Genomic DNA, 22,232 nt, shown 5'->3' on the forward strand with positions numbered 1-22,232 from the left:
GAGCGTGATCAATCGTCGTCGATCAGGCGCCCGCGGCACACCCGCCAAGGTCAATGCGACCGCTGGTCTCGCGGCCAGCGAAGGACTAAACTCGGTCAGCATCTCGGATGGCAGTCATGAGAGCGTAGGATTCCGCCCCCTCCCGCAAACGCCCCCTAATAGAGCGTGACGCTACCGTTGCCATCATGAGGGAAGTCCGACCAGGCGATCGGTCGCTCGAGAAGATTGTAAGCGGTCTCGCCGTCGCTCATGACGATCTCCGCTTCCGGATGATCCTTGGCGATCGCTGAAAGGGCTTCGACTAGGGCGGCTAGTTTCATCGCTTACTCCGTAGGTTTGATGGTCGACGCGCCTGCCGCGCCATCCCGTTCCATCTCTTCCGCGTTGATCGCCTCTTGTTCGGGGGCAGGCAGATGGCGGTACAACGTCGCCACCGACACCCCGATCGTCGGTGCGATCTCGCGGGCGGACATGCCCGATGCCAGTAGCTTTCGCGCGGCCTCGATCCGCTTGGGCGTCATGACCTTCTTGCGCCCGCCTACCCGGCCTGCGCTACGCGCGACGATGAGCGCGGCCGTCGTTCGCTCGCGCACGAGGTCGCGTTCCATCTCGGCCATCGCAGCCATGATGTGAAAGACGAGCTTCCCCGCCGTCCCTGCCGTGTCGATGCCATCGGTGATGGATCGGAGGCCGATGCCGCGATCTGCCAGCTCGGCCGCAAGATCGACCAGCCCCTTCATCGTCCTGCCAAGGCGATCGAGCTTCCATACGACCAGCACGTCCCCCTCGCGAGCGTGCGACAACGCTTCGGCCAGCCCAGTGCGGTTCGCCTTGGCGCCAGATGCCTTGTCCGAGAAAGTGCGATCGCAGCCGGCTTCCTTCAGCGCTACGAGCTGGGGCGTCAGATCCTGCTCCGCGGTCGATACGCGCGCATAGCCGATTAGCATCGATCAGTCTCAAAACTCATCCGCGACCCCTATCATGCCACGATCATTTTGCGAAAGCGTTTTGAGACACGGCTGTAAACGTCCTCGCTAAATGTCGGCTTTCTTATCGCGATATTTGTCAGTTGCCTGGTCCTATCACAAGACAGTCGCGGGCGGCCTGCACGATGTCGGGCGACACGTCATCGACGCGGTTGAGGGTCATGATCCGGCGCATCTGGGCGAACAGGCGCTCCATCAGCCGGAAGTTGCCGCGCGTGATGCGGATTACCGCTGCCTGTGCCTCGATCGCGTCGAGCTGGGTCGGATCGAAGGTGATGCCGAAATTGCTGACGTGGGTGGCGAGCAAAAAGCGCATTTCCGTCTCCGTCAACGGTTTGAACTCGTGAACGAAGCCGATCCGTGAGTAGAGCTGGGCATAGCGGGCGAGGCGCTTTTCAAGGCCCGGCATTCCCATCAGGATCAATCCGAACCCACGGCGATCGGCCATGTCGCGAAGGTGTTCGAGCGACTTGATGGTCAGCCGGTCGGCTTCATCGACGATAACGAGCGGACAGGCCATGCGGGCAGCGTCATGGTCTACGTCATCCACCGAGCCAGCGACGATGGTCATGCGCGCGTAGCCCAATTTCGTTAGATTGACTCCCATCGCCTGGTCGATTGCCTTGGGCGTGTTGCTGACCGAAACCGTGTAGAACATGGCTCGGCATCGAGCGATTTCCTCCGCCAGCGCCGGAGCGATGGGACTCATTGCGCCATAGCCTTGCAGATTGGGAAGGCTGGCAAACTTCCGCGCCGATCGCGTCTTTCCGACTCCCGGTCGCCCGTGACACACGCCGATATAGCGGTAGTGCCCGCAGGCTTCGGCAAACTCGACGAACCGGGCATGTTCGCGCGTCGGCAGGAACGGCTGCTCGGCCGGGAACTCAATCGTCAGCGGCGTAGAGCCGGAGGCCTCGATAGGTGGTGGGCCGGGAAGCCGTATCCTCTTGGTCGCCATCGAAGATCTCCGGGGTGGCGAGCGCCTGTTTGTCGCGCTCTCTTGCGCTGCGCCGCGCTCGCTGGATCGCGCGCAGCGACGGGCTACCTTCGTGCTTGGGGCTGAGCGCCCGGCAGACGAACTGGCCTTGGTGGTAGACATGGATTTCGGTCAGGTCGCGAGGATCATAGACCGCCTCGACCTGTTCACCGACGAAGGCGGCGAGCGTCGGCTCGACATAGCGCCTGCCCATCAGGCGGATGCCGTCGCGCAGCACCTTGCGGGGCTTGGGCACATGCACGAGCAGCATATCGAGCTGTTCGAGGCTGTCCGGCATGGCGGGCAGGAACCCGCCCTTTTGCCATCGCGTGATCGGGAGTTCTCCGGTGCTGCCATGCGGGCGGCGGTGATAGACGTCGCATACGAACGTCTCGAACCGGGCATGCAACTCGTTGAGCGTGAGTGCCGGGGCCGACAACGGCTTGCCAGCGATTGTGTGTCCGGGCAGCTCTGACAAGAACATGTCGTTGATGGTGCGGAACACCCGCTCGATCTTGCCGCGCCCGCGCGGGCGACCCGGCAGCGAATGGATGAGGCGGATTTTGAGGGCGATGCACGCCTGCTCGATGTGCTCGGAGATGAAATCCGAGCCGTTGTCGACGTAGAGCTGCTCGGGGATGCCGCTGATTATCCACTCGGGATTGGGCTTGCGCCAGATCGCCTGCCGCAATGCCAGCGCGGTATTGAGGGCGCTCGGCGCGTCGAGGCTAAGGAAGTAGCCGGCGATGGCCCGACTGTGATCATCGAGAATGACGGTCAGCCAAGGGCGCACCGGCGTTCCGTTGTCATCGAGCACGATGATGTCGAGCACGGTATGATCCGCCTGCCACATCTCGTTTGAGGCCGCGGCTTCACGCCGATGCACCAGCTCGTGCTCGTCGCGATAGGCGGCCGGATCGGAGGCCACGGCGATCCGGCTTGCCGGTATTGCCCTGACGACACGCGCGACGGCCGAATAACTTGGTGACCGGTGCCCCTCAGCGACGGCGAGTTCCTGGACCTTCCGGTGAATGGCGGCGATCGGGGGACGTGGACGCTTGATGGCAAGGTCGCGGACAAGCTCGACCAGGTGGTCCGGCAGTTGCAACCTGCCCCGATCGGCGCGCGAGATGCGCGCGAGGCCGACGAGGCCGTCTGACCGATAGCGAGCGAGCCAACGCTGCAATGTTCGTTCGCTCACCGTGCCGGTGCGAGCGAGGTCCGCGAGCGGGATGTTTTCGGTCAGATGCGGTTCGAGGATGCGATAGCGCTCGGTCGCCAGTGGCGGAACGAGCGCCGGGTGGGTCACCGCCGACGGTCCATGCCGGAGGTAAGGAAAACGGAGATTTGCTTGCCTGCCACGTTGCGAGATCCGCTCGATTGCAAAACCGGCCTGTTCGACGTAAATCTACCCGGTAAAGAAAACTAGGGCAACATAATCCTGTCAATGACGACTTCCTTGCCAACAGCCGGTCGCCGGCGCCGCAACAGCCGCCAACCATGAAGATCGGTTACGCGCGCGTCTCGACCGCCGAGCAGAATCTCGACCTGCAAAAGGATGCCCTGCTCGCGGCCGGGTGCGGGAAGGTCATCACCGACAAGGCGTCGGGCGCGACCGCCGCCAGGCCCGGCCTCGACCAGGTGAAGGAGCAGCTTCGTGCCGGCGACACACTGGTGGTATGGCGGCTCGACCGGCTTGGCCGCTCGCTGCGCGATCTGATCGGGTGGATGACCTATCTCGACGAAGAGAAGGTTGGGCTGCTGAGCCTGCACGAGGCGATCGACACCAATACGTCCTCGGGCAAGCTGACGTTCCATCTGTTCGGTGCGCTGGCGGAGTTCGAGCGTAACCTGATCCGCGAGCGCACCCAGGCAGGCCTCACTGCCGCCCGCGCCCGTGGCAAGAAGGGCGGACGGCCGACCGCGCTCAGCAAGGACAAGCGCGACCTGGCCGTTCGGCTATATCACGAGAACACGATGCCGATCGCCAAAGTCTGCTCCATGCTAGGCATCTCCAAACCGACGCTCTATGCCTATGTGCGCTCCGCGGAGGCCAAGACGGCATCCGCGTAACGGGTATGGGTTGATCCAAAAGCCGACACTAGAAGCACGTTGGAGCTGGTATTTACCCTCGCTTTGTACCGAGAGCGGTTTTCATGTAGCTATCCAGCTTGCGGCTGATCCCCGCGACCGTTGAGAATTCAGCCTGAATATTGCCCATTTTAAGAAGCTGGTCTTCCAACGTCACGTTGTTGCCGTCTGGCTTTGTTTCACTTGTGTCTCTATCGAGTACGATCTCATTGGACAGCTGTGGCGGACGAGCCCCCAATGCTGCCATGCTTGCGGTAATTGCCACCTGCGGTCGTGCTATCTGTGGCCCGTTTCTCGGACTCAAAGTACTCTCAAGAAGTTTAGCAAAATCAGGCGCGTTGACATCACGCGCTTTATATCCAGGCGTCTCGCTGTTGGCGATATTTCCCGCAATAACGCGTTGTCGCAACGATAGGTTTCGCAGCGACGCGTCAATTGCATTCAGCAGTGGCGGTTCAGACACCTGAAGAATCCTCCTGCGCATGCCACGCGCGCTGATCGGCCCCATCTTTATAGGAAAATTTTGCGTTTGGGGGCTCGAACCGCTCTCATCGGTATGCGCGGTCTCGAACACACGCGGTCCTTCGACTCGCGGGCAAATTAGATATCGCTAACGTCAAATAGCGCGATCAGAACGCCGCCATTTATCGCGAGCGTTTACAGACACGGCCGATTGCTGCTATCGGTGTCTCACATGAAGTCGCTTCAAAAACGATCGTTTAAGAGACACGCCGGCAGCTTCGGTCGCCAAAAGCACGAAGGCACACGGCGCGCGCTGCAAACGGTCATCGAAAGCATGAACTTTGCGGCCTGTGGCGAGGCGATTGGAGGGATGCGGACGATTCCGCACCCCATCTTCGTGCTTTCACCGACCGATCGCCTTCGGACGGGGGCCGCCCTACCATGAATGACGCCGGTTCGATCCAGGGCGATCTTTTCGCGCTCGACAGTCCGTTGCTGACCGAGGTGCGCGGCGAGCGTTCGCTGATGGCTTTCCCGTTCTTCGCACTGAGCAAAGGGAAATGGACAAAACCGCTCGCCTATAAGACCGATACGGTTTCAATCGAAATCGTTGCCACTTCCAAAGGCGTCGCGACGATCTATGACAAGGAAGTGCTGCTCTATATCGCCAGCCTGATGGTGGCGAAACTGGAAGCCGGTGTCGGCGTGTCGCAAGACTTCTACTTCACGGCTCATGATCTATTCCGCGTCACTGGCGTCAATGGATCGGCGCGATCCTACGCTCGCCTGTCGGACGCATTGGAGCGGCTGCAGGGCACGCAGATCAAGACCAACATCGAGGCTGGTGGCGAGGGCCAGGCCGGCTTTTTCTCGTGGCTGTCCGAGGCCCAGCTTCATTACACCAAGACCAAAACTGGCGATAAGCGGCTGAAAGCCGTCAAGGTACGGCTGTGCGATTGGCTATACCGTGCCATTTTGCGAGACCGGCGTGTGCTCGACTATGCTCCCAGCTATTTCCAGCTCGGTCCCATCGAGCGGCGGCTTTACGAGGTTGCGCGCTCTGCCTGTGTGCATGGTGCTGTCGATGTCGATCTTGACGAGCTGCGCTTACAACTCGGCTATCAAAGCTCGCTCAAGCATTTCCGCTACGAGCTTAAACGAATAGCCGACGAAAACAGCATTCCCGGCTTCACCTTCGATTTGCTCGAACATGCCGCGACATCTGAAAAAGGGCGATCGCGACGCAACGCCGGAGCTGGACGGGTCAAGATTACTCCCCGCCCCCTCTTGGCAAGTGCCTGACCTCTTCATCAGTTCGACTTCGCGAATCAACTAAGCGGCGTTGCCGCCCTTCGGTCAGCGATAGCACGAAGTAGGGTCGGCCAAAGCACGAAGCGCGGTCGCCAATAGCACGAACGCGATCGGCAACGGTCAGCGAAAGCACGAACTTTTGTTGGAGTCGGTCGTCGAAAGCACGAACTTCAACTGTTTCGCCCCTCCGCGTAATTCGCCAAAAATATCGGAGTGCCGGGAGCATTCTGCGATCGGCCATCAGGGAGCGGCCGTGACCACATAAACGAATGCCCGGCACGAAGGCCGGGCACCCTGGAACGTGATGAGCGATGCCTGCAAGCATCGATCGGGACGTAAGACACCCCCCTCATACTCGTTCCCGAGCCTTGGTTCAAGGGAGCGCGCTTCGCGCCACGCTCTAGTTTTGCCTGGTCCCGGCCCCACGAAGGGGACGGAAGATGGGAGCTGTTTCACTCGCGAAGGCGAGCTTCATGGCGCTCGACCGCATCGAGCGGGCGCGCCCACGATCGCGATCGGGGTCTGCAAATCCGACACGGGCGCATGTCCACCCGAACAGCCGCAAGGCGGGCACGTTCGAGGACGACTTCTTCTATAGCTATGCCAAAGGCGAGACCGACCGGCTCTACAAGAAGGCCGTCGAGCTGCTGAAGCGCAAGAATGCCGTGCGCAGGCTGGCGCGCGCCGAGGGGCGACAACTCACCGAAGACGAGCGGCTTGTGACGCTGATAACGCCGGCAGCCGTGCGCGTGTTCGAGCAGCTTACCACCTTGGCCCGGACGTGCGCTGGCAAGGTGTTTCCGACCTGGGAGTGGATCGAGGCTGCAAGCGGCCTGTCTCGTGCGAGCGTCGGGCGGGGCCTTTCGATCCTCGCCACGATGGGCTTGATCGAGAAGCAGCGCCGCTGCGTGCCGATCGATCCGCCCGCTGATCGTCCCAAGGCCCGCAATGCGCAGACGTCGAACGTCTATCGCATGAGCTTTCCCAATCGGCTTGCTCGATTTCTTCCGCGCTTCCTGCGTCCCGTTCCGCTCCCCGACGATGTTGTGCAACGCGAGATCGACCGCATCGAAGAAATCGAGACGATGCGCCTTTGGCGGACGCCGCGACAGGTGGTGGCTGAGGAGATCGAGGACGACGGTCTGCGCCGGGTGTTGGACAGCCTTGCCATTGCGCTCGAGAAGCAAGAGTCTCAAAAAAATGGTCAACCGCTCCTAGATTCATATAATCTAAGGGCAGATGGAGTTGGCCTAGTCGGCCAACGCTCTAACGCCTGACGGCGCAGAACGGCCTAGACGAACCCACAGGACAAAATCCCACCCCGAGGCACTTAGCCGCTCCGTCGGACGCGGCGCTACGCGTCGCGATGCTCCCGAGAGGAGCAAGCGGTTTCCGTCGCGCTCAAATGGCCACGTTCGTGCTTGCTGATAGCGATTTTCATCGACGAACGCGGCCGTAGCGTCCAGCCCAAAGGGCCGCAGAGGCGTGATCGGCACCGTCATCTCATTTCCAAAGCTGCCTGCCATCTCAATTCGGCTCGGTGGTTGCGGCTTGAACGACCTTCCTCTTGTCGCGTCGGCATTCCTGTTGGGCGCGAAATCGATGCCGCGCGATTGTGATTGCCGTCCTTCGATTGGCTATTCCTGTATTGATGGGAAAATGGGCGCTGGCCGCCTTGCACGATCAAGCAAAAAACCGGCTGCGCCTACGGTTTCCGCCACGCGGACCCTCCGTTTTTTAGCTGGATCGCGGCGTCTGCACTCCCCTTCAATTCCCATCAGGAATGAGCCTGATCGATGGAAAGGACAGGACCATGCAGAATATCGCGGAGTTTCGGATCATCGGCCGGGTGGGCAAGATCTCTGAGCACGACAAGGTGACGAAGGTGAACGTCGCCGCCAACTACAACCGCCAGGAGAATGGCGAGTGGGTGACGGACACCCATTGGAACGAGGTGACGCTGTTCGGCAAGCTGATCGAGCGCGGCGGCAAAGCCCAGAAGGGCGACCTGGTGCATATCACGGGCCGCGTGCGCCAAAACTCCTACGACACGGCTGAGGGCCGGCGCTACACGGTGGAGCTGATCGCCGACGGCTTTGCGGTACTCGCCAAGGGATCGGAGGATCGCGACTAAGAGCGGTCGGGGCCGCCTACTGGCGGCCCTTCTCGCCGGCGAAGTTCCAGCTCGACCGCTTCGCGCATGAAGTCGGACTGGTTCTCACCATCCCGCAGCACGGCCTTGATCCGGCCGAGCGTCCCTTCCGGAAATCGCGCCATCGTCTTTTCCGCGTTAATCCGCGGGCGACCTGCCGTTCCTGATTTGCTAGTGGTCATCCCGAAGTACGCATATTGTTGATACCACCTATTGACGTGATTTCAGATACCACTTATTACAGGATGCGCCTTTCATCAAGGCGACGGAGGCACTGCCATGTGGGATAATCTGCTGACGATCGGACTATTCGTCCTGATTGGTTGGGCCGTCCTTCGGGGCGGTGGCGGCCGTAATCCGCGCATTTGGAGCGGCGACACGCCTGATGAGGAGGCGCGTCGCAACACGCGAACCGATTCCAACTATCGCGGCTATGACCATTGGAACAACAATTCGGATCGGGGTTGGTAGGGCGTGAAGACCATTGCCATTAATGTGGAGAAGGGCGGCGCCGGCAAGACGATGATCGCTTGTCACTTGGCGTGGGTGCTGGCTGATGCCGGGCATCGTGTGCTGTTCCTCGACCTTGACCGGCAGTGCAATGCAACCGATGCCCTCGCCGACTTCGAGAGCCTTGGCACGTGTAAGCCGCTGTTCGAGCCGAACTATGTTCCGCCGACCAGCCTTCCCCGCCTCTCTATCTATTCGAACCGCATGGGCGGCGAATACGATGCCGACTATCCTCGCGCGCTGACTAACATTAATGCCAATTTTCCCGCGCTCGATTCTCATTTCGACTTTTGCGTCATCGATACGCCGCCCTCTTGGTCGTGGATCAACTATGCGGCGCTGCTGGTATGCAATCACTTGATTGTTCCCGTCGAGCTAGGACCGTTCGGGCCGGCAGCGACGAAGCAGGTTTCGGACTCGATTGCGACGGTGAACCAGCGCCGGAAGACGCCAATCCACGTCGTGGGGCTAGTTCCGAACCGAGTGCGTGCAAACGACACCCATCAAATGAAGATGCTTGCTGCGATCAAGGAGAAGATCGGGCGCAATCTGTTCACGAACTTTCTTCCCGAGCGTGCGCACTACAGCCAGGCGATGCAGGAGCATGTCCCGGTCTGGCGGTTCGACAAAGACGTTCGGACCTCTTTGCCGCCCATGCGCGCCTTCCTTGAGGAAGCCATGACCCGGATCGGGAGCCACAAATGACAGATTTCTCCGGCTTTGATGTTTTCAGCGAGAAAGCGGCTGTTGCTGACGCCGATCGCGTCCAGCTTCTCGATCCCGAGCTGCTCTACCCCGATCCCGAGAACGTGCGGAGTGCGATCGACGAAGCGACGATCGATGAGATGGCCGAGACGATCAAGGAGCGGGGCCAGCTTCAACCGATCACCGTCGCGCCCAAGGATGAAGATGGGCGCTATCGGATCATGTTCGGCGAGCGGCGCTGGCGTGCGTGCCGGAAGCTGGGAATGCAGGTCCGCGCGATCGTCAGCAAGGCCGACGACATCGAACAGGTGCGCATCGATCAATTCATCGAGAACGATCAGCGCGAGGACTTGTCGACCGCCGACATGATCCGTTTCGTCACCGGCCAGGTAGCGAAGGGACGTTCGCTCGCCGAGCTGGCACGCGCGACAGGCCGCAACCGCACGTTGCTGACCCGCTATCAGGGGCTGGCAAAGGCTCCCGATTATGTCGCGGCGCTATTTGCGGACATCTCGATGCGAAGTGCTGTCGCTTTGACCCAGGCTGCGAAGGCCGATGATGCGGCGACACGTGCGTTTGTTGCGAATACCGCCGCTGAGGACATGACCGTGCTGGCGTGTGAGCGGTTCGCGCGCGAGATTGGCGGGAAGAAGTCCACATCAAAGCCCGAGGCGGCTCCAGTGGAGGGTGTCGCGCCCCCTACCCCTGCCCCCACGCCGGAACCGTCGACTGATAGCGAGCCGGATGCAACTTCTCTGGCACCGACGACGGACGAGATCAGGGACGACGAAGCCGAACGCGCGCTGGATGAGACACCGGTTCCTGTTCTTTCCGCGCCGTCTCAAACGCCACCCCCCCGAGCAACGTCGAAACCGAAGGGTGGCAAGCCGCGCATCGAGCGCCCTACGATCGAGCTTGAAGGCAAGCGCGCAATGGTGGTCGAGGCGCTGCTACATTTCGACGGTGAAGCAGAGCCCCGGATCGTTAGCTGGCGCTAATCTCGCCGAGTGAACGGAGAGCGCCGGCAGTTGCCGCCCCTCGCTTCCAGGCTCAATCCTTCTTTCCGCGATTTCTCACTTGCAAGATGGATTGCTGTGCCACGTGGCACACGTGAAGGCAGATTTTAGTGGGGGATGTTTGATGGCAGGATAGGTGTTGCGGCGTCTTGTGTATTACATTAGCCTTCGGGCTATGTCGATTGCGCCGCAGCCTGCATCCCCCACAAAGGACACAGCGATGCTGACGGCGCGCGTCGATCGCGAGTTGCTGGCGGCGTTCGATGCAGTCGCCGAGGGGAGGGGAGGGCGGAGCGCTCTCCTCCGCACCGTCCTCCAGCAGTCATTGAAGCATGTCGCTGACGCGCCCCGGATCGCACCCAGGGCGGACAGCCCCAGCAATCGGGTCAACCTTCGTTTCACCGACGTCGAAACCGCAGTCCTCGATCATCGGGCGGCGCAACGCGGTGTCGATCGGGCAGGGTGGATCAAGGCGCTTGTCCGTCGCCATCTTGCGCTCAAGGCAGGTGTCGACGACGGGCTGCGCGACGCGGTGGCGCCGATCCGGATGCAGCTCACGCGGATCGGGCGAAATCTAAATCAGGCCATGAAGGCCGGGAACGCTGCGATGATGGCCGATAGCGGCCTGCAAATCGATCGTGAGCTGCGCAGGATCGCCGACATGCGCGAAGAGATCAACGAGCAGATCGAGGCGCTGGCGGCTGCGCTGCGCGGCGAAACCGCCTTTTGGGAGGTGGCTGACTAATGTCGTTCGGGGATCGCGAGGACGAGCTGTGGGAGGCAATGAAGCCCAGCTTCAAGCCACGCCTCGTCAGCGATCCGAACATCAAATACGCCAAGCATCTGGTCAATCAGACCGGGCCTTTCGCTACAAGAGGGGCGCTAACGTCACTTGGCCGCACTGATGTTCGGGCGACGCTTGCGCGCGTCGTGCGCCGAGCCCCGGAGGTGCTGGTCAAGGTTACGGGGCGGAAGAAGGGCGCGAAGCACCTTGCCGCGCATCTCGATTATATCGGCCGTCATGGCGACATTCCTCTTGAGACGCGCGACGGGGAACAGCTCGCGACGAAGGAGGATGCGCAGCGGATCGCGGATGAGTGGTCCGATTCCCTCTACTGGCGGCAAGGGACGTCCGTTTCAGCCGTCGCGATGGTGTTTTCGATGCCGGCAGGCACGGACCCTGAAACTGTGAAGCAGGCCGTGCGCGAAACCGCCGAGCGCATGATCGGCGATAATCACGATTATCTCATGGCGCTCCATACGGACACGCCGCGACCTCACGTGCATTTGACCGTCCAGGCCGAGGGATTGAACCGCAAGCGGTTCGACCCACGCCGCGAGGATCTGTTTCGATTTCGCGAGGCGTTTGCCGAGGCGCTGCGCAGCCGGGGCGTCGAGGCCGAGGCAACGCCTCGTTACAGCCGAGGCCAGGGGAGGGCGGGGACCAGCATGGCGCTGACACAGCTTCGCTCCCGCATACGCAGCGGCGCATCCCGTCAGCCGACCGAAACAGATCTTCGTCAGGCCCGTGAGGCGATGCAGATCGCACTTGGCAATGCCGAGCAGCCCGCATTCGTGTCGAAGACCCGCGCGCGCTGGCAGGACACGAGGCGCCGCTATGAGGCTGCGGCCGATCGGCTCGACCGCAGCGCCGATCACGAGGATCGCAAGCTCGCCGGCGATGTCCGAACATTCCTCCAAGAGCGGGCCAACATCGAGACGGTCCCCGATCGGATGCTACGGGATGCCGAAGCGCGGGTCATAGCGGCGCGACAGCCAGCGCGGACCGATCCTTCGCTTGAACCGGGTGTGCCACGTGGCACACCTCCACCTCCGGCAAGACGTCGCTGACAATGCGCCATCAACTCACAGGAAATGTCGGCCTCTACCATGTCGCGCGCGAGCTATCCCGGCGGGGTTGGCATGTGATGCCGACGGTCAGAAATGCGCGTGGAGCCGATCTCTACGCCGCAAGCGATGACGAGGCGCGCGTACTGCCGATCCAGTCGAAAGCGCTGTCGAAGCGGGCGCCGGTGCCCCTTGGCGGATCGCTCGACCGACTTTGCTCGCACTGGTGGGTCGTCACCATCAATGCAAACACTGCCTCGCCTACATGCTTCGTGCTGACGTTGGATGAAGTGAAGGCCGCAGCCCATCGTGGCGTCAACCAGGCCGGCACTGCCTCATACTGGCTCCAGCCCAAGTCCTACGCGCTTGAAGAATATCGCGAGGCGTGGGATCGGCTTGGATCACCAGACGCACTGAGCGAACCCGCTAGTTCTTATTGAGGCCCATTTCCCTGCTCTGAAGCTTTGCTTTCCAAAGGGCCTCCACGCGGATGATCTCGTCAACCGTTAAGCCCGACCCGCAGACCTCCAGAATGGATACTTGGTAGTCCGAGAGCTCGCGACTTTTCAGCCCGATGTTGCCACCGTGGCCATCGCGCGCGTAGCCTGTCCAGCGGCCGAGAAAGCCATCCTCACCATAGGCGGAGCCTACATATTGCTCTTTGGTGCGGGGGCAGGTCAGAAGGTAGATCCCGCGCGCGGCCCTGAGCGCGGCGAGCCAGTTCGACGGCAGCGCCTCGATCGCCGAGAGGTTCGCGATGAAGGCCGTGTAGCCCGGGAAAGCCTCTTCCTGAAAGATGCGGGTGACTTCCAAAATGGGCTTCGGCTTCTCTTGTGCCCTTTGAACCCAGGCCCGCGTTCCCGGCCCCCAATCGATATAGACGCGACCCGCGTCCTCCATAGAGACGCCCACTACGTGTAGCGGCTCGCAATGATGATCGCCCGGAACTGCAATATAGGGCGGTTTTCGGCTCGCATTGCGTGAGACGGATCGATGCGGGGAACGCACGCTCCGTGAGACAGAAACCACATTCGGTGCGACCGACGCGCAATGCTGATCCGTTGGCTTACGGACGGCAAAAAGCGGTGGTTAGCGCCCGGGCAGCTTTCCGAGCCGGCATGGTCGAATACCGCCGCCCTCCCTCCGAGGGTCATAACCGTTCGGTTCTGACACTTGAAACAGCAGCTGCCCTAGCGCGGACTGAGCTATGAAGCACCAGGTCCAAACCGGTTCAGAGGCACCTTGAGAAACGCCGTCCCACACTTGTCCGCATCCGGCAGCCGGCCGCCACGTATGTTCACCTGAAGCGCGGCGAGCATCAGGTCGGGTAGTGGGAGCGATGCGTCGCGTTTCTCGCGGGTCGCGACGAACTCGGCTTCGTCGATGCCATCGTGAACATGGATGTTGTCGCGACGCTGATCGGCGACGGTCGAGCGACCAAGTACGTCCCTGCCATCCTTGCCATAGTCATGCCCAACATAGGTTGCGGTTTCGGGTGGCAGATCGAGGATGGCGCGGATCGAGCACCACAGCGAATGAGCATCACCACCCGGGAAGTCCGCTCGGCTTGTGCCACTATCGGGAACCATCAGCGTATCGTGAACGAACGCGGCGTCACCGACGACATAAGTGATCGAGGCAAGCGTATGGCCCGGCGACAGCATGACATGAGCATCGAGCGTGCCGATCCGGAAACGCTCGCCATCCGCAAACAACCGGTCCCACTGGCTGCCGTCGACGGCGAGATCGGGCAGGCAGTAGATGTCCCGCCACAGCTTTTGCACTTCCACGACCTTGTTGCCGATCGCGGTTTTGCCACCGGTCTTGCCGGTGAGGTACGGAACGGCTGAAAAATGATCGGCGTGTGGGTGGGTGTCGAGCACCCATTCGACGGTTAGCCCCTTTTCGCGCACATAGTCGAGGATAAGATCCGCGTTTCGGGTCGCGGTCGCACCAGCGCGCGGGTCAAAATCCAGAACTGGATCGATGATCGCAGCCGTCTTCGTAGTGTCGTCGACGACAACATATTGGAAGCTACCAGTGCGCTCATCATGGAGCGACGCAACGGTCATACCATCGTGCTTATACTCGATCATGTTTTCATCCTCTCGCTCTGTTAGCTTTCTGCCCGCGCCCGCGCGAACAACCGCTCGAAATCACCCGGATCGATCGCGCCCATCACCAGCATGCGTCCGGCAAGAAAGCCCGGGGTGCCGGCCAAGCCGATCGAATAGGCCTCTTGGCCGTTCGCACGCAGGCGCGCCGCGACAGCCTGTGCATGCGAAGCAAGCCACGTCGTTGCGCTCAGCCAGTCACCGCCAGCGCCGATTACGACGTCCCGCAGCATGTCGTCGTCAATCGTACGGTTGTCGGCCATCAGCTGGCGATGGACGACCGGGTAGATGCCCTGTTCGGCACAGCTGAGCGCAACGCTCGCGGCACGTTCAGACGGTGGACCGAAGATCGGCCAATCCTTGTAGATGACCCTAATTTTGCCATCGCGTCGCACGGCCTCTTCCAACGCGGGGAAGGCGTGACGGCAGGCCGGGCAACGATAATCGGTGAAAACGGCAAGCCGCAACGTCGCGTCGGCAGGACCGTGCTCAGGCGAACTGCCGCCTGTCAGGATCAGGTCGGCGGTCGGACCAACGTCACGCCCAATCGGGGCGGTGCGCCGCAGCACCTGTCCGACCGCCCAGCCCCCCACGACTACAGCGCCGAGCCCGACCGCCTGCCTCCGACTGAGTGGCCCCGGCACGCTCAACGCCCTCCGGGCTTGCTGCGCGCCGTGGCGACGAGGCGGCGGAGCGCCGGCAGATCGACCGCGCCGGCCACGACCTGCGAGCCGACGATCAGCGCCGGCGTCCCATTGAACCCGATCGCTTCGGCAATCGCATTGGTGCGTGCGAGCAGCGCATCGATTTCCGCGCCACGCGTCTTCAGGTCACGTTGCAGACGCGGCCAATCCACCTTGGCTTTCACAGCAGCTGCCCTGATACCGGCGCTGTCGAGCCGCGCCGGCGAGGCAAGCAGCGCTCCATGGAAGGCGGCATGCCTGCCCTGCCACTGGCTCGCGACGGCCGCCCGGGACGCCTCACGGGAGGCGGGTCCGAATATTGGCCAATCCCGATACACGATCCGGACCTTCGGGTCGGAGCGAAGCAGCGCGTTCAGCACCGGCTCCATGCGACGGCAATAGGGGCAGTTGTAGTCGAAGAACTCGACAACGGTGACGTCATAGGCGGTGCCGGCCCGCTTGGGGGCTACGGGATCGTCGACGACTGCCTTGCGCGACAAATCAGGCTGCTGCTGCCCGACCGCAGGTGTCATCGGCACGGCGAAAGCAAGCGCGGCTAGAGCGCCGCGAAAGAGAAGGTTGCGGCGGTTCATCGGTGTTTCCTTGCCTTATCAATTCCATCGGCGAGCGCGGCGCGCGACAACTCTCCGAGCTGAAGCTGCACGATCGTGCCATTCGCGGCGACGAAGGCGGTTGCGGGATAGCCGGCGACTTCGAAGGCTCGGGAAAGCCTACGGTCGGGATCAAGCGCGACGTTGCCGGCACCGATGCCTTCGCGGGTAAGGAACTGGGTAACGGTCGCCGGCGCCTCACCCTGATCGGCGAGCAGAATCGGAACCTCTCCACGGCGCGACGCAGCAGCATCGAGCATCGGCAGCTCGCGCCGGCATGGGCCGCACCATGTCGCCCACAGATTGACCACGAAGGGACGACCCCGGAAACGATCAAGCGGGAGCGGAGCGCCGGATGGCGTCGTTAGGGCGAGATGATAGGGAAAGGGGCCGTAGGTCACGGGCGGGATCAGCGCCTGAAGCGTGAACCAGAGGCCGCCAGCTACGGCAAGCGCTGCCCAGCCTATCGCCAGAGCGCGCGTTCGGCCGAGCCGGAACGCCAGCGTTACCGCAGCGCCGGCGAGGCCGGCGACGGCCGAGAAGCCTCCCTGCCATATAGCTAGGATGGAAAGTGGAGCATCGGCGTAGCTCGCCCAATGCGTCGCGACATAGCCGATCCGGGCCGTCACCAGCCCGACGACAATAGCACTGGTCGCGACCATCGACACTCGCGGGAAGCGGAACCGTCCCGCCAGCGCCGTCAAACCGAGGAACACGGCGACGCACAGAACCGCCAATCCGCGATCGACCGCCATCATCAGCGGCCCGATGGCAATTGCGCTGCCCATCACAGAAACGCGCCTGCGCTCTTCCAGAGCATATAGGCTGCGACCACGAAGATCAGCATTGCGAAAACCGTGGTGAGCGTACTGCCCGTGCCCAGACGCTTAGCGATCCGCGTGCCGATCAACCCGCCGATAACTCCACCGCCGATGAAGGCGAAGGCGAGCGGCCAATCCACAAGCCCGGAGAACGCGTAGTTGGCAGCGGTCGTTAGCCCGAACGCGGTGACGGCGATCAGCGACGTGCCGACGGCGTTGAGGATCGGCATGCCCGTCGATCCAATCAGTCCGGGAACGATCAGGAAGCCACCACCGATGCCAAAGAAGCCTGAAAACAGTCCGGTGCCGAGGCCATAACCCAGCACCTTGGGCGCCTTCTCCCGGTTGCATTCTGCACCGGGATTACCAGCGTCACCCCGCCCGCGCAGCATCACAACGCCGACGACGATCATGACGAGCGCGAATAGAAAGAGGAGCTTGCCGCCATCGACGGCCTTGCCCGCGGTGGATCCGAGTAGCGCACCGATGACGCCGGCAGTCGCATACATGCCGCCGCACCGCCATTTTACGGTATGAGCCTTGGCATGACCGATCAGACCGGTCGCGGCATTGGCCGCCACGGCAAACGCGCTCGTACCGATGGCGAGGTGCGCGTCGGGAACGCGCACCAGATACACCATGAGCGGCACGGCGAGGATCGAGCCACCGCCACCGACGAGCCCGAGGGTGAATCCGACCAGGCTGCCGGACAAGGCGCCAAGCAGATACTGGATTGGTTCGAGGATCATGCCGCCTTGCCGATCTCGTGTGGAGCGGCCATCCACTCACGGCCTTTCAGCATGCCCTGCCAGTAGATCGGGGGCAGCATCCGCTCTTTCAGGAACCACGCGGTGCGCGTCGGACGCGTTCCGTCCAGCAGCCAGGATGGGAAGCTGGGCAGCAGCTTTCCGCCATAGCCGAACTCGGCGAGGACGATCTTACCGCGTTCGACCGTGAGCGGGCATGAGCCGTAACCATTATAATCGGCAACGGGGGGTCTGCCGTCGAGCGCGGCCAGCGCGTTGACTGCGACCACGGGCGCCTGGACGCGAGCAGCAGCGGCGGTCTTGGCGTTGCTGGTGCCAGCGGCATCGCCAAGGCCAAAGATGTTTTCAAATCGCTTGTGCCGCAGCGTAGTCTCGTCGACCTCGACGAAGCCGCTCGCAGCCGCAAGCGGGCTATTTGCGACGACCGCATGTGACACCTGAGGTGGCACGACATGGAGCATATCGAACTCACGTTCGATCCGCTCGGAGACGCCGTCCTGCTTGCGCTCGAACGTGGCGACGCGGCGATCGGCGTCGACCGCGACCAGGTTGGACTCAAGCCTGAGATCGATACCGTACTTCTCGACATATTCCATCAGCGCCGGGACGTAGGTCGGGACCCCGAACAGGGCTGCGCCGGCATTATGGAACTCGACGTCGATAGCTGGGAGAACGCCGCTATCCCGCCAGATGTCGCAGGAGAGATACATCGCTTTCTGCGGTGCGCCGGCGCACTTGATCGGCATGGGTGGCTGCGAGAACAGCGCCCGCCCCTGCCGCAATTCCTTGACGAGCTGGTAGGTGTAGGGTGCCAGATCGTAGCGATAGTTGGAGGTGACGCCGTTGCGGCCGAGAGCCTCAGGCAGCCCTTCGATCTTCTCCCACGCCAGGCGCAGCCCGGGCGCGACGACCAGAACGCGATAGGTCAATGTGTCACCGTCTTCGAGCTCGACCGTGTTACGGTCGGGGTCGATGGCAACGGCGGGCAACCGTACCCACTTAACGCCCTTTGGCATTATGTCGGATTCGGCCTTGCGCGTCTGTTCGGGAGTGAAGACGCCGGCCCCCACCATCGTCCAGCCGGGCTGGTAATAATGGTCGGTCGCCGGATCGACGACCGCGATCGTCACTTTGGCGTTGCGCTTCAGAATGCTGGAAGCGGTCGCGATGCCGGCGGCACCGCCCCCGATGATGACGATGTCGTAGGTCATTGATCAGCCCTTTCGGAACGGCGCTTCAGCGCAGGCGTGAGATCGGCAAGGTCGTACCCGGCTGCCTTTGCTTGGTCGACGATCGTCGCCGGGTCGGCGCGATCGGCCTCGGCCAACGCCCACAAGGTCGCCGCGCGCGTCCCGCTACGGCAGAAGCCGAGCGTCGGCTGTGGCAGCGTGGCTAGCGCCTCCTTCATGCGATCCGCATCGGCGTCAGTCGCCTTGCCCGGTACGATAGGGACATGGGCAAACGCGAGACCGTGGTCGCCTGCCATTCGGGCCATTTCTTCCGCGCTTGGCTGGCCCGCCTCCTCGCCGTCCGGGCGGCTTGAGATGATCGAGCGATATCCTGCCTTCGCGGCAGCGGCGAGGTCGTCTTGCGTCAGCTGGGGGGCGGCAGAGAAGGACGAGGTGATCTGCTTGAAAGCCATGTGATGTCTCCTGTCTGATCAGGCCGAACGGCGGGAAGTGAATGCAAAGCGGTGGACGGCAACGCCGAGGGCCATTGCAGCGATGAAGACCAGTGCCGGCAGAGGCTGGATCGCCAGTGCGGCAATGGCGGGACCTGGGCACAATCCGACGATGCCCCAGCCTATGCCGAACAAGGCCGCACCGCCGATGAGGCGCCGGTCGATCGGCGAGGTGGCGGGCGTGTGGAATTGTTCGGCCGCGATCGGGGTCGAGCGACGCCGCACGACGAACCAGGCTATCGCCATCGGCAGGATCGCGCCTGCCATGACGAACGCCAAGGTCGGGTCCCACGCGCCGGTGACATCGAGGAACGCGCGCACCCGCGCCGGATCGATCATTCCGGAGATGGCAAGGCCGGCGCCGAACAGCGTCCCGCTAGCGAGTGAAATGAGGTTCTGGCGCATCACAGTATCACCCCGGACAGACGCATGATCGTGACCGTGACGACGCCGGTCGCCATGAACGTGACGGTCGCGGCGATGGACCGGGGCGACAGGCGGGACAGGCCGCATACGCCGTGACCACTGGTGCACCCGGACCCAAGCCGCGTTCCGATACCGACGACCAGACCGGCGACGGCAATCAGCGAAAGCGATGCCGGAAAGCTGGCTTTCACGCCCAAACTGGCCGCAGCAATACCCGCGCCCAAGGGCAGACCCGCGGTAAAGAGCAGCGCGAGGGCCCATGGTGGACCTCCATCGGTAAGACCCAAAACTCTTGCGAACATGCCGCTGACACCGGCGATGCGCCCGTTGCCCAGCAGCATGATCGCCGCGGCGACACCGATCATCAGCCCGCCGATGAAGCCTTCGAGCGGCATGGCATGGGGAAAGCCTGGCATCACAGCGCATCCAGCGGAATTTTGAGGTAGCGGGTGCCGTTGGCTTCCGGCTCCGGCAGATGACCACCGCGCATGTTCACCTGGATCGAGGGCAGGATGAGCTTCGGCATCGACAAGGTGGCGTCGCGACTGGTCCGCATCGCGACGAAGTCGTCTTCGCTGACCCCTTCGTGGACATGCACGTTGCCGACACGCTGTGCGCCTACAGTCGTCTCCCAGACATATTGGTCGCGACCCACCGCCTTGTAGTCGTGGCAGAGGAACAGGCGCGTCTCGTCCGGCAGCTGCATGAGCCGGCGGATCGAGCGGAATAGCTGGCGTGCGTCGCCACCAGGGAAGTCTGCCCGCGCGGTGCCGTAATCGGGCATGAAGAGCGTATCGCCGGTGAAGACCGCGTCCCCAATCGCATAGGCCATGTCCGCCGGCGTATGGCCGGGCACGTGCAGCGCAATGGCGTCGATGTTGCCGATGGCAAAGCGGTCGCCGTCCTCGAACAGCCGGTCGAACTCGGAACCGTTGCGCTCAAAATCGGTGCCGGCGTTGAAGATTTTGCCGAACACGTTCTGAACCCGGATGATCTCACGACCGATCGCGAGCTGCCCGCCAAGCGCCTGCTGAAGATAAGGTGCCGCAGACAGGTGATCGGCATGAGCATGGGTTTCCAGCAGCCAATCGACCGTCAGTCCCTGATCCCGCACGTAAGCGATCACTGCGTCCGCCGACGCGGTTTTGGTCCGGCCAGCCGCGGCGTCAAAATCGAGGACGCTGTCGACGATCGCAGCCTTTTTCGTCGCCACGTCCCAAACGACGTAGGTCGCTGTGTTGGTAGGCTCATCAAAGAAGGACTGAACGACCGGCGATCCGGCCGCTTTTGCGCGTCTGATCTGGGCGTTGGCTTCGCTCAAAACCGGGTCCATGACCATCTCCATTTAAACAAACTCATGGTTTATGTAGCTGTGTAAGCGTATTGCGTCAACGGGGTGTTCGTGCCATTTGGGAGGAATGGAAATGATGGAAGCGAACATGCCGCGCTCGCTGCGCATCGGGGATGCAGCCCCGAACTTCACCGCCCGCACCACTCAGGGCGAGATTGCGCTCGATCAGTATCGTGGGCGCTGGATTGTGTTTTTCTCGCACCCTGCTGACTTCACGCCGGTTTGCACGAGCGAGTTTGTGGCCTTGGCTAAAGCGGCCCCTCAATTCGAGGAGCTGGATTGCGTATTGTTGGGGCTGTCGGTCGACAGCCTCTACTCTCATGTCGCCTGGCTTCGCGCGATCCACGACGTTTTTGATGTCGAGGTGCCGTTTCCGGTGATCGAGGATCCGTCGATGGCGGTTGGGTATGCCTACGGCATGCTCGACGAGCAGGCTGGCGATGCCTCAACGGTACGTGCAACCTACTTCATCGATCCCAAAGGCATTATCCGCGCACTCAGCTGGTATCCGATGAATGTCGGGCGCTCGGTCGACGAGATGCTTCGCACGGTCAGGGCGTTGCAGCGTTCGGCCGATGGCGAGGCCTATACGCCCGCTGACTGGCAGCCGGGCGACGACGTGCTCCTGCCTCCCGCTTTGCCGGGGAACGCAGGCGCCGACTGGTTTCACCAGACGAAGGCTGACCGGTGATGGCGATCTACCAGTCCCGCGCGCTTGCCGACGTTGCAGTCGAGAAGCTGCGCGTGTTCGCGCAGCCGCAGCGCCTTATGATCCTGTCCTATCTGCTGGGTGGCGAACGGCAGGTGGCGGACATCGAGGCGGCCACGGGCGTGACCCAACCAGCGCTCAGTCAGCAGCTTGCCGAGCTGCGGCGCGCCGATCTGGTGAAGACCAGGCGTGAGGCGAAGCAGGTTCACTACCGTCTTGCCGACGATGCAGCCGCACTGTGTGTGCGAACCCTGGAGGCGATGTTCGGAGCCGACGATCTGTCGGCTCCCCAAACGGCCCCGGCCCCCCGCCCAGTGCGACCGCGCGAGACGCCGTCCGTGGTTCGACCGCAAAACATCGGTGCGGCCGTTTTTGCGAGAGTTGGCTGATCATTTCGGCTGAAGAAGGAAAAAGCGGATGCGTATGCCAATCATTGCTCTTGCAGGATGCTTGTCACTCATGAGCAGCGTCAGTGCTTCAGCCGGCGTGCCTAGGCAGGCGGTGATACCGGGATATGGCGCGATCACACCCGTCGAAGGTGCTGCGGAACGGCCCGATCGCAAGTTGCGCTATCGCGTGCTGTTCAATGTGACCAAGGCCGCGGCAACGCCGGATAAAATCAATCCATCGCTGGAGAAGGTCGCCCGCTTTTTGAACCTGCTGGGCAACGATGGCGTTCGTCCAGAACAAGGCGATGTCGTCGTGATCGTCCACGGTCCGGCGACGCCCATCGTTACCGAAGATCGCGCCTATGCGACAAAGACGGGAGTAGCTGCGAACCCCAACCTTGCCTTAATTGAGGCGTTGAAAAAGGCGGGTGTATCCGTTCGGGTATGCAGCCAAGCTCTTATCGGAAACGGGATCGACCCCGCTACGGTAGGAAAGAGTGTCGAAACTGACGTGTCTGCGCTGACGACTATGGCGACTTTGCAACTGCGTGGTTGGGCACTGATCCCCGACTGATCACGCCGACACGTTTACTGTTTCGCCGTTCTAGTCCGTAACGCTGCTG

Annotated in this window: 28 protein-coding genes; 12 read left to right on the plus strand and 16 right to left on the minus strand. The window is 62.3% G+C overall.

The features are described 5' to 3' along the window. Window positions 1-155: 155 nt before the first annotated feature. The 4 genes from S2M10_RS05390 to S2M10_RS05405 all read right to left on the minus strand — a co-directional run bounded on the left by S2M10_RS05390 (window position 156) and on the right by S2M10_RS05405 (window position 3,271). Window positions 156-320 (minus strand): hypothetical protein, encoded by a 165-nt coding sequence (locus tag S2M10_RS05390; protein ID WP_168845235.1) that lies wholly within the window; start codon window positions 318-320, stop codon window positions 156-158. A 3-nt stretch (window positions 321-323) separates the two neighbouring features. Further along, on the minus strand, window positions 324-947 hold the full coding sequence (locus S2M10_RS05395) for a recombinase family protein (RefSeq protein ID WP_066609237.1): 624 nt from the start codon (window positions 945-947) through the stop codon (window positions 324-326). A 118-nt stretch (window positions 948-1,065) separates the two neighbouring features. Then, window positions 1,066-1,944 carry an ATP-binding protein gene (locus S2M10_RS05400; RefSeq protein WP_125972970.1) on the minus strand — a complete coding sequence of 293 codons (879 nt, stop codon included), beginning with the start codon at window positions 1,942-1,944 and terminating at the stop codon, window positions 1,066-1,068. After that, window positions 1,871-3,271 carry a Mu transposase C-terminal domain-containing protein gene (locus tag S2M10_RS05405; protein WP_125972972.1) on the minus strand — a complete coding sequence of 467 codons (1,401 nt, stop codon included), beginning with the start codon at window positions 3,269-3,271 and terminating at the stop codon, window positions 1,871-1,873. The genes S2M10_RS05400 and S2M10_RS05405 overlap by 74 nt, the downstream gene beginning before the upstream one ends. Before the next feature lie 191 nt (window positions 3,272-3,462). Here S2M10_RS05405 and S2M10_RS05410 point away from each other — a divergent pair, with 191 nt between their 5' ends. Beyond that, window positions 3,463-4,035, plus strand: coding sequence for a recombinase family protein (locus tag S2M10_RS05410; protein ID WP_126002538.1), 573 nt, complete (start codon window positions 3,463-3,465; stop codon window positions 4,033-4,035). Window positions 4,036-4,087: 52 nt separating this feature from the next. On the opposite strand, the gene S2M10_RS05415 is transcribed toward S2M10_RS05410, so the two are convergent. Next, entirely contained in the window at window positions 4,088-4,627 is a 540-nt protein-coding gene (locus S2M10_RS05415; RefSeq protein WP_346962896.1) for a flagellar basal body protein, read from the minus strand. A gap of 329 nt (window positions 4,628-4,956) precedes the next feature. Between S2M10_RS05415 and S2M10_RS05420 the strand changes: the two genes are divergently transcribed. The 8 genes from S2M10_RS05420 to S2M10_RS05465 all read left to right on the plus strand — a co-directional run bounded on the left by S2M10_RS05420 (window position 4,957) and on the right by S2M10_RS05465 (window position 12,497). Beyond that, complete coding sequence (locus S2M10_RS05420; RefSeq protein ID WP_019368235.1) at window positions 4,957-5,817, plus strand: replication initiator protein A; 861 nt, start codon at window positions 4,957-4,959, stop codon at window positions 5,815-5,817. Between the two features lie 482 nt (window positions 5,818-6,299). Continuing rightward, on the plus strand, window positions 6,300-7,103 hold the full coding sequence (locus S2M10_RS05425) for an RNA replicase (protein WP_236704404.1): 804 nt from the start codon (window positions 6,300-6,302) through the stop codon (window positions 7,101-7,103). A 536-nt stretch (window positions 7,104-7,639) separates the two neighbouring features. Further along, window positions 7,640-7,960, plus strand: coding sequence for a single-stranded DNA-binding protein (locus S2M10_RS05430; protein ID WP_026008897.1), 321 nt, complete (start codon window positions 7,640-7,642; stop codon window positions 7,958-7,960). A 492-nt stretch (window positions 7,961-8,452) separates the two neighbouring features. Next, the gene (locus S2M10_RS05445; protein WP_019368230.1) at window positions 8,453-9,193 is read left to right on the plus strand and encodes a ParA family protein; all 741 of its coding nucleotides are present in this window, start codon (window positions 8,453-8,455) and stop codon (window positions 9,191-9,193) included. Next, window positions 9,190-10,191 (plus strand): ParB/RepB/Spo0J family partition protein, encoded by a 1,002-nt coding sequence (locus tag S2M10_RS05450; RefSeq protein WP_019368229.1) that lies wholly within the window; start codon window positions 9,190-9,192, stop codon window positions 10,189-10,191. The genes S2M10_RS05445 and S2M10_RS05450 overlap by 4 nt, the downstream gene beginning before the upstream one ends. Before the next feature lie 238 nt (window positions 10,192-10,429). Further along, window positions 10,430-10,954, plus strand: a complete 525-nt coding sequence (locus S2M10_RS05455; protein WP_019368228.1) for a hypothetical protein — start codon at window positions 10,430-10,432, stop codon at window positions 10,952-10,954. Further along, a complete protein-coding gene (locus S2M10_RS05460) occupies window positions 10,954-12,060 on the plus strand; it encodes a relaxase/mobilization nuclease domain-containing protein (RefSeq protein ID WP_019368227.1) in 1,107 nt (368 codons plus the stop codon). The genes S2M10_RS05455 and S2M10_RS05460 overlap by 1 nt, the downstream gene beginning before the upstream one ends. Before the next feature lie 2 nt (window positions 12,061-12,062). Beyond that, a complete protein-coding gene (locus tag S2M10_RS05465) occupies window positions 12,063-12,497 on the plus strand; it encodes a hypothetical protein (RefSeq protein ID WP_082664400.1) in 435 nt (144 codons plus the stop codon). Here S2M10_RS05465 and S2M10_RS05470 read toward each other — a convergent pair. The 11 genes from S2M10_RS05470 to S2M10_RS05520 all read right to left on the minus strand — a co-directional run bounded on the left by S2M10_RS05470 (window position 12,484) and on the right by S2M10_RS05520 (window position 20,493). Next, the gene (locus tag S2M10_RS05470; RefSeq protein WP_211090888.1) at window positions 12,484-12,957 is read right to left on the minus strand and encodes a GIY-YIG nuclease family protein; all 474 of its coding nucleotides are present in this window, start codon (window positions 12,955-12,957) and stop codon (window positions 12,484-12,486) included. The two genes, S2M10_RS05465 and S2M10_RS05470, sit on opposite strands and share 14 nt — an antisense overlap. Before the next feature lie 305 nt (window positions 12,958-13,262). Continuing rightward, window positions 13,263-14,153 (minus strand): MBL fold metallo-hydrolase, encoded by an 891-nt coding sequence (locus tag S2M10_RS05475; RefSeq protein ID WP_008830456.1) that lies wholly within the window; start codon window positions 14,151-14,153, stop codon window positions 13,263-13,265. A gap of 20 nt (window positions 14,154-14,173) precedes the next feature. Then, window positions 14,174-14,740 carry a DsbA family protein gene (locus S2M10_RS05480; protein ID WP_231726576.1) on the minus strand — a complete coding sequence of 189 codons (567 nt, stop codon included), beginning with the start codon at window positions 14,738-14,740 and terminating at the stop codon, window positions 14,174-14,176. 77 nt (window positions 14,741-14,817) lie between these two features. Next, window positions 14,818-15,447: a DsbA family protein gene (locus tag S2M10_RS05485; protein WP_008830454.1), complete on the minus strand. Its 630-nt coding sequence runs from the start codon at window positions 15,445-15,447 to the stop codon at window positions 14,818-14,820. Beyond that, on the minus strand, window positions 15,444-16,253 hold the full coding sequence (locus S2M10_RS05490; protein ID WP_008830453.1) for a TlpA disulfide reductase family protein: 810 nt from the start codon (window positions 16,251-16,253) through the stop codon (window positions 15,444-15,446). The genes S2M10_RS05485 and S2M10_RS05490 overlap by 4 nt, the downstream gene beginning before the upstream one ends. Then, complete coding sequence (locus S2M10_RS05495) at window positions 16,253-17,035, minus strand: sulfite exporter TauE/SafE family protein (protein WP_008830452.1); 783 nt, start codon at window positions 17,033-17,035, stop codon at window positions 16,253-16,255. Before S2M10_RS05495 ends, S2M10_RS05490 begins: the two co-directional genes overlap by 1 nt. Then, window positions 17,032-18,264 (minus strand): FAD/NAD(P)-binding oxidoreductase, encoded by a 1,233-nt coding sequence (locus S2M10_RS05500; protein WP_008830451.1) that lies wholly within the window; start codon window positions 18,262-18,264, stop codon window positions 17,032-17,034. The genes S2M10_RS05495 and S2M10_RS05500 overlap by 4 nt, the downstream gene beginning before the upstream one ends. Then, a complete protein-coding gene (locus tag S2M10_RS05505; protein WP_046406874.1) occupies window positions 18,261-18,695 on the minus strand; it encodes a TIGR01244 family sulfur transferase in 435 nt (144 codons plus the stop codon). The genes S2M10_RS05500 and S2M10_RS05505 overlap by 4 nt, the downstream gene beginning before the upstream one ends. Window positions 18,696-18,713: 18 nt before the next feature. Continuing rightward, window positions 18,714-19,139, minus strand: a complete 426-nt coding sequence (locus tag S2M10_RS05510) for a DUF6691 family protein (protein ID WP_008830449.1) — start codon at window positions 19,137-19,139, stop codon at window positions 18,714-18,716. Continuing rightward, entirely contained in the window at window positions 19,139-19,576 is a 438-nt protein-coding gene (locus tag S2M10_RS05515; RefSeq protein ID WP_008830448.1) for a putative transporter component, read from the minus strand. The genes S2M10_RS05510 and S2M10_RS05515 overlap by 1 nt, the downstream gene beginning before the upstream one ends. Then, the gene (locus tag S2M10_RS05520) at window positions 19,576-20,493 is read right to left on the minus strand and encodes an MBL fold metallo-hydrolase (protein WP_037519521.1); all 918 of its coding nucleotides are present in this window, start codon (window positions 20,491-20,493) and stop codon (window positions 19,576-19,578) included. The genes S2M10_RS05515 and S2M10_RS05520 overlap by 1 nt, the downstream gene beginning before the upstream one ends. A gap of 85 nt (window positions 20,494-20,578) precedes the next feature. Here S2M10_RS05520 and S2M10_RS05525 point away from each other — a divergent pair, with 85 nt between their 5' ends. The 3 genes from S2M10_RS05525 to S2M10_RS05535 are packed head-to-tail and all read left to right on the plus strand — an operon-like array spanning window position 20,579 to window position 22,183. Further along, a complete protein-coding gene (locus S2M10_RS05525; RefSeq protein ID WP_037519507.1) occupies window positions 20,579-21,202 on the plus strand; it encodes a peroxiredoxin in 624 nt (207 codons plus the stop codon). After that, window positions 21,199-21,609, plus strand: coding sequence for a metalloregulator ArsR/SmtB family transcription factor (locus tag S2M10_RS05530; RefSeq protein ID WP_086013073.1), 411 nt, complete (start codon window positions 21,199-21,201; stop codon window positions 21,607-21,609). The genes S2M10_RS05525 and S2M10_RS05530 overlap by 4 nt, the downstream gene beginning before the upstream one ends. Window positions 21,610-21,637: 28 nt before the next feature. Continuing rightward, window positions 21,638-22,183, plus strand: coding sequence for a DsrE family protein (locus S2M10_RS05535; RefSeq protein WP_122129152.1), 546 nt, complete (start codon window positions 21,638-21,640; stop codon window positions 22,181-22,183). Window positions 22,184-22,232 lie beyond the last annotated feature (49 nt).

It is taken from the genome of Sphingomonas sp. S2M10, from assembly GCF_012650175.1.
In the GTDB taxonomy this organism is placed as follows: domain Bacteria; phylum Pseudomonadota; class Alphaproteobacteria; order Sphingomonadales; family Sphingomonadaceae; genus Sphingomonas.

Excerpts from the sequence above, each read along its gene's own strand:
- S2M10_RS05390 (WP_168845235.1), bottom strand. The coding sequence starts at position 320 with ATGAAACTAGCCGCCCTAGTCGAAGCCCTTTCAGCGATCGCCAAGGAT.
- S2M10_RS05395 (WP_066609237.1), bottom strand. The coding sequence starts at position 947 with ATGCTAATCGGCTATGCGCGCGTATCGACCGCGGAGCAGGATCTGACG.
- S2M10_RS05400 (WP_125972970.1), bottom strand. The coding sequence starts at position 1,944 with ATGGCGACCAAGAGGATACGGCTTCCCGGCCCACCACCTATCGAGGCC.
- S2M10_RS05410 (WP_126002538.1), top strand. The coding sequence starts at position 3,463 with ATGAAGATCGGTTACGCGCGCGTCTCGACCGCCGAGCAGAATCTCGAC.
- S2M10_RS05420 (WP_019368235.1), top strand. The coding sequence starts at position 4,957 with ATGAATGACGCCGGTTCGATCCAGGGCGATCTTTTCGCGCTCGACAGT.
- S2M10_RS05425 (WP_236704404.1), top strand. The coding sequence starts at position 6,300 with ATGGCGCTCGACCGCATCGAGCGGGCGCGCCCACGATCGCGATCGGGG.
- S2M10_RS05430 (WP_026008897.1), top strand. The coding sequence starts at position 7,640 with ATGCAGAATATCGCGGAGTTTCGGATCATCGGCCGGGTGGGCAAGATC.
- S2M10_RS05450 (WP_019368229.1), top strand. The coding sequence starts at position 9,190 with ATGACAGATTTCTCCGGCTTTGATGTTTTCAGCGAGAAAGCGGCTGTT.
- S2M10_RS05455 (WP_019368228.1), top strand. The coding sequence starts at position 10,430 with ATGCTGACGGCGCGCGTCGATCGCGAGTTGCTGGCGGCGTTCGATGCA.
- S2M10_RS05460 (WP_019368227.1), top strand. The coding sequence starts at position 10,954 with ATGTCGTTCGGGGATCGCGAGGACGAGCTGTGGGAGGCAATGAAGCCC.
- S2M10_RS05465 (WP_082664400.1), top strand. The coding sequence starts at position 12,063 with ATGCGCCATCAACTCACAGGAAATGTCGGCCTCTACCATGTCGCGCGC.
- S2M10_RS05470 (WP_211090888.1), bottom strand. The coding sequence starts at position 12,957 with ATGGAGGACGCGGGTCGCGTCTATATCGATTGGGGGCCGGGAACGCGG.
- S2M10_RS05475 (WP_008830456.1), bottom strand. The coding sequence starts at position 14,153 with ATGATCGAGTATAAGCACGATGGTATGACCGTTGCGTCGCTCCATGAT.
- S2M10_RS05485 (WP_008830454.1), bottom strand. The coding sequence starts at position 15,447 with ATGAACCGCCGCAACCTTCTCTTTCGCGGCGCTCTAGCCGCGCTTGCT.
- S2M10_RS05490 (WP_008830453.1), bottom strand. The coding sequence starts at position 16,253 with ATGGGCAGCGCAATTGCCATCGGGCCGCTGATGATGGCGGTCGATCGC.
- S2M10_RS05495 (WP_008830452.1), bottom strand. The coding sequence starts at position 17,035 with ATGATCCTCGAACCAATCCAGTATCTGCTTGGCGCCTTGTCCGGCAGC.
- S2M10_RS05500 (WP_008830451.1), bottom strand. The coding sequence starts at position 18,264 with ATGACCTACGACATCGTCATCATCGGGGGCGGTGCCGCCGGCATCGCG.
- S2M10_RS05505 (WP_046406874.1), bottom strand. The coding sequence starts at position 18,695 with ATGGCTTTCAAGCAGATCACCTCGTCCTTCTCTGCCGCCCCCCAGCTG.
- S2M10_RS05510 (WP_008830449.1), bottom strand. The coding sequence starts at position 19,139 with ATGCGCCAGAACCTCATTTCACTCGCTAGCGGGACGCTGTTCGGCGCC.
- S2M10_RS05515 (WP_008830448.1), bottom strand. The coding sequence starts at position 19,576 with ATGCCAGGCTTTCCCCATGCCATGCCGCTCGAAGGCTTCATCGGCGGG.
- S2M10_RS05520 (WP_037519521.1), bottom strand. The coding sequence starts at position 20,493 with ATGGACCCGGTTTTGAGCGAAGCCAACGCCCAGATCAGACGCGCAAAA.
- S2M10_RS05525 (WP_037519507.1), top strand. The coding sequence starts at position 20,579 with ATGGAAATGATGGAAGCGAACATGCCGCGCTCGCTGCGCATCGGGGAT.
- S2M10_RS05535 (WP_122129152.1), top strand. The coding sequence starts at position 21,638 with ATGCGTATGCCAATCATTGCTCTTGCAGGATGCTTGTCACTCATGAGC.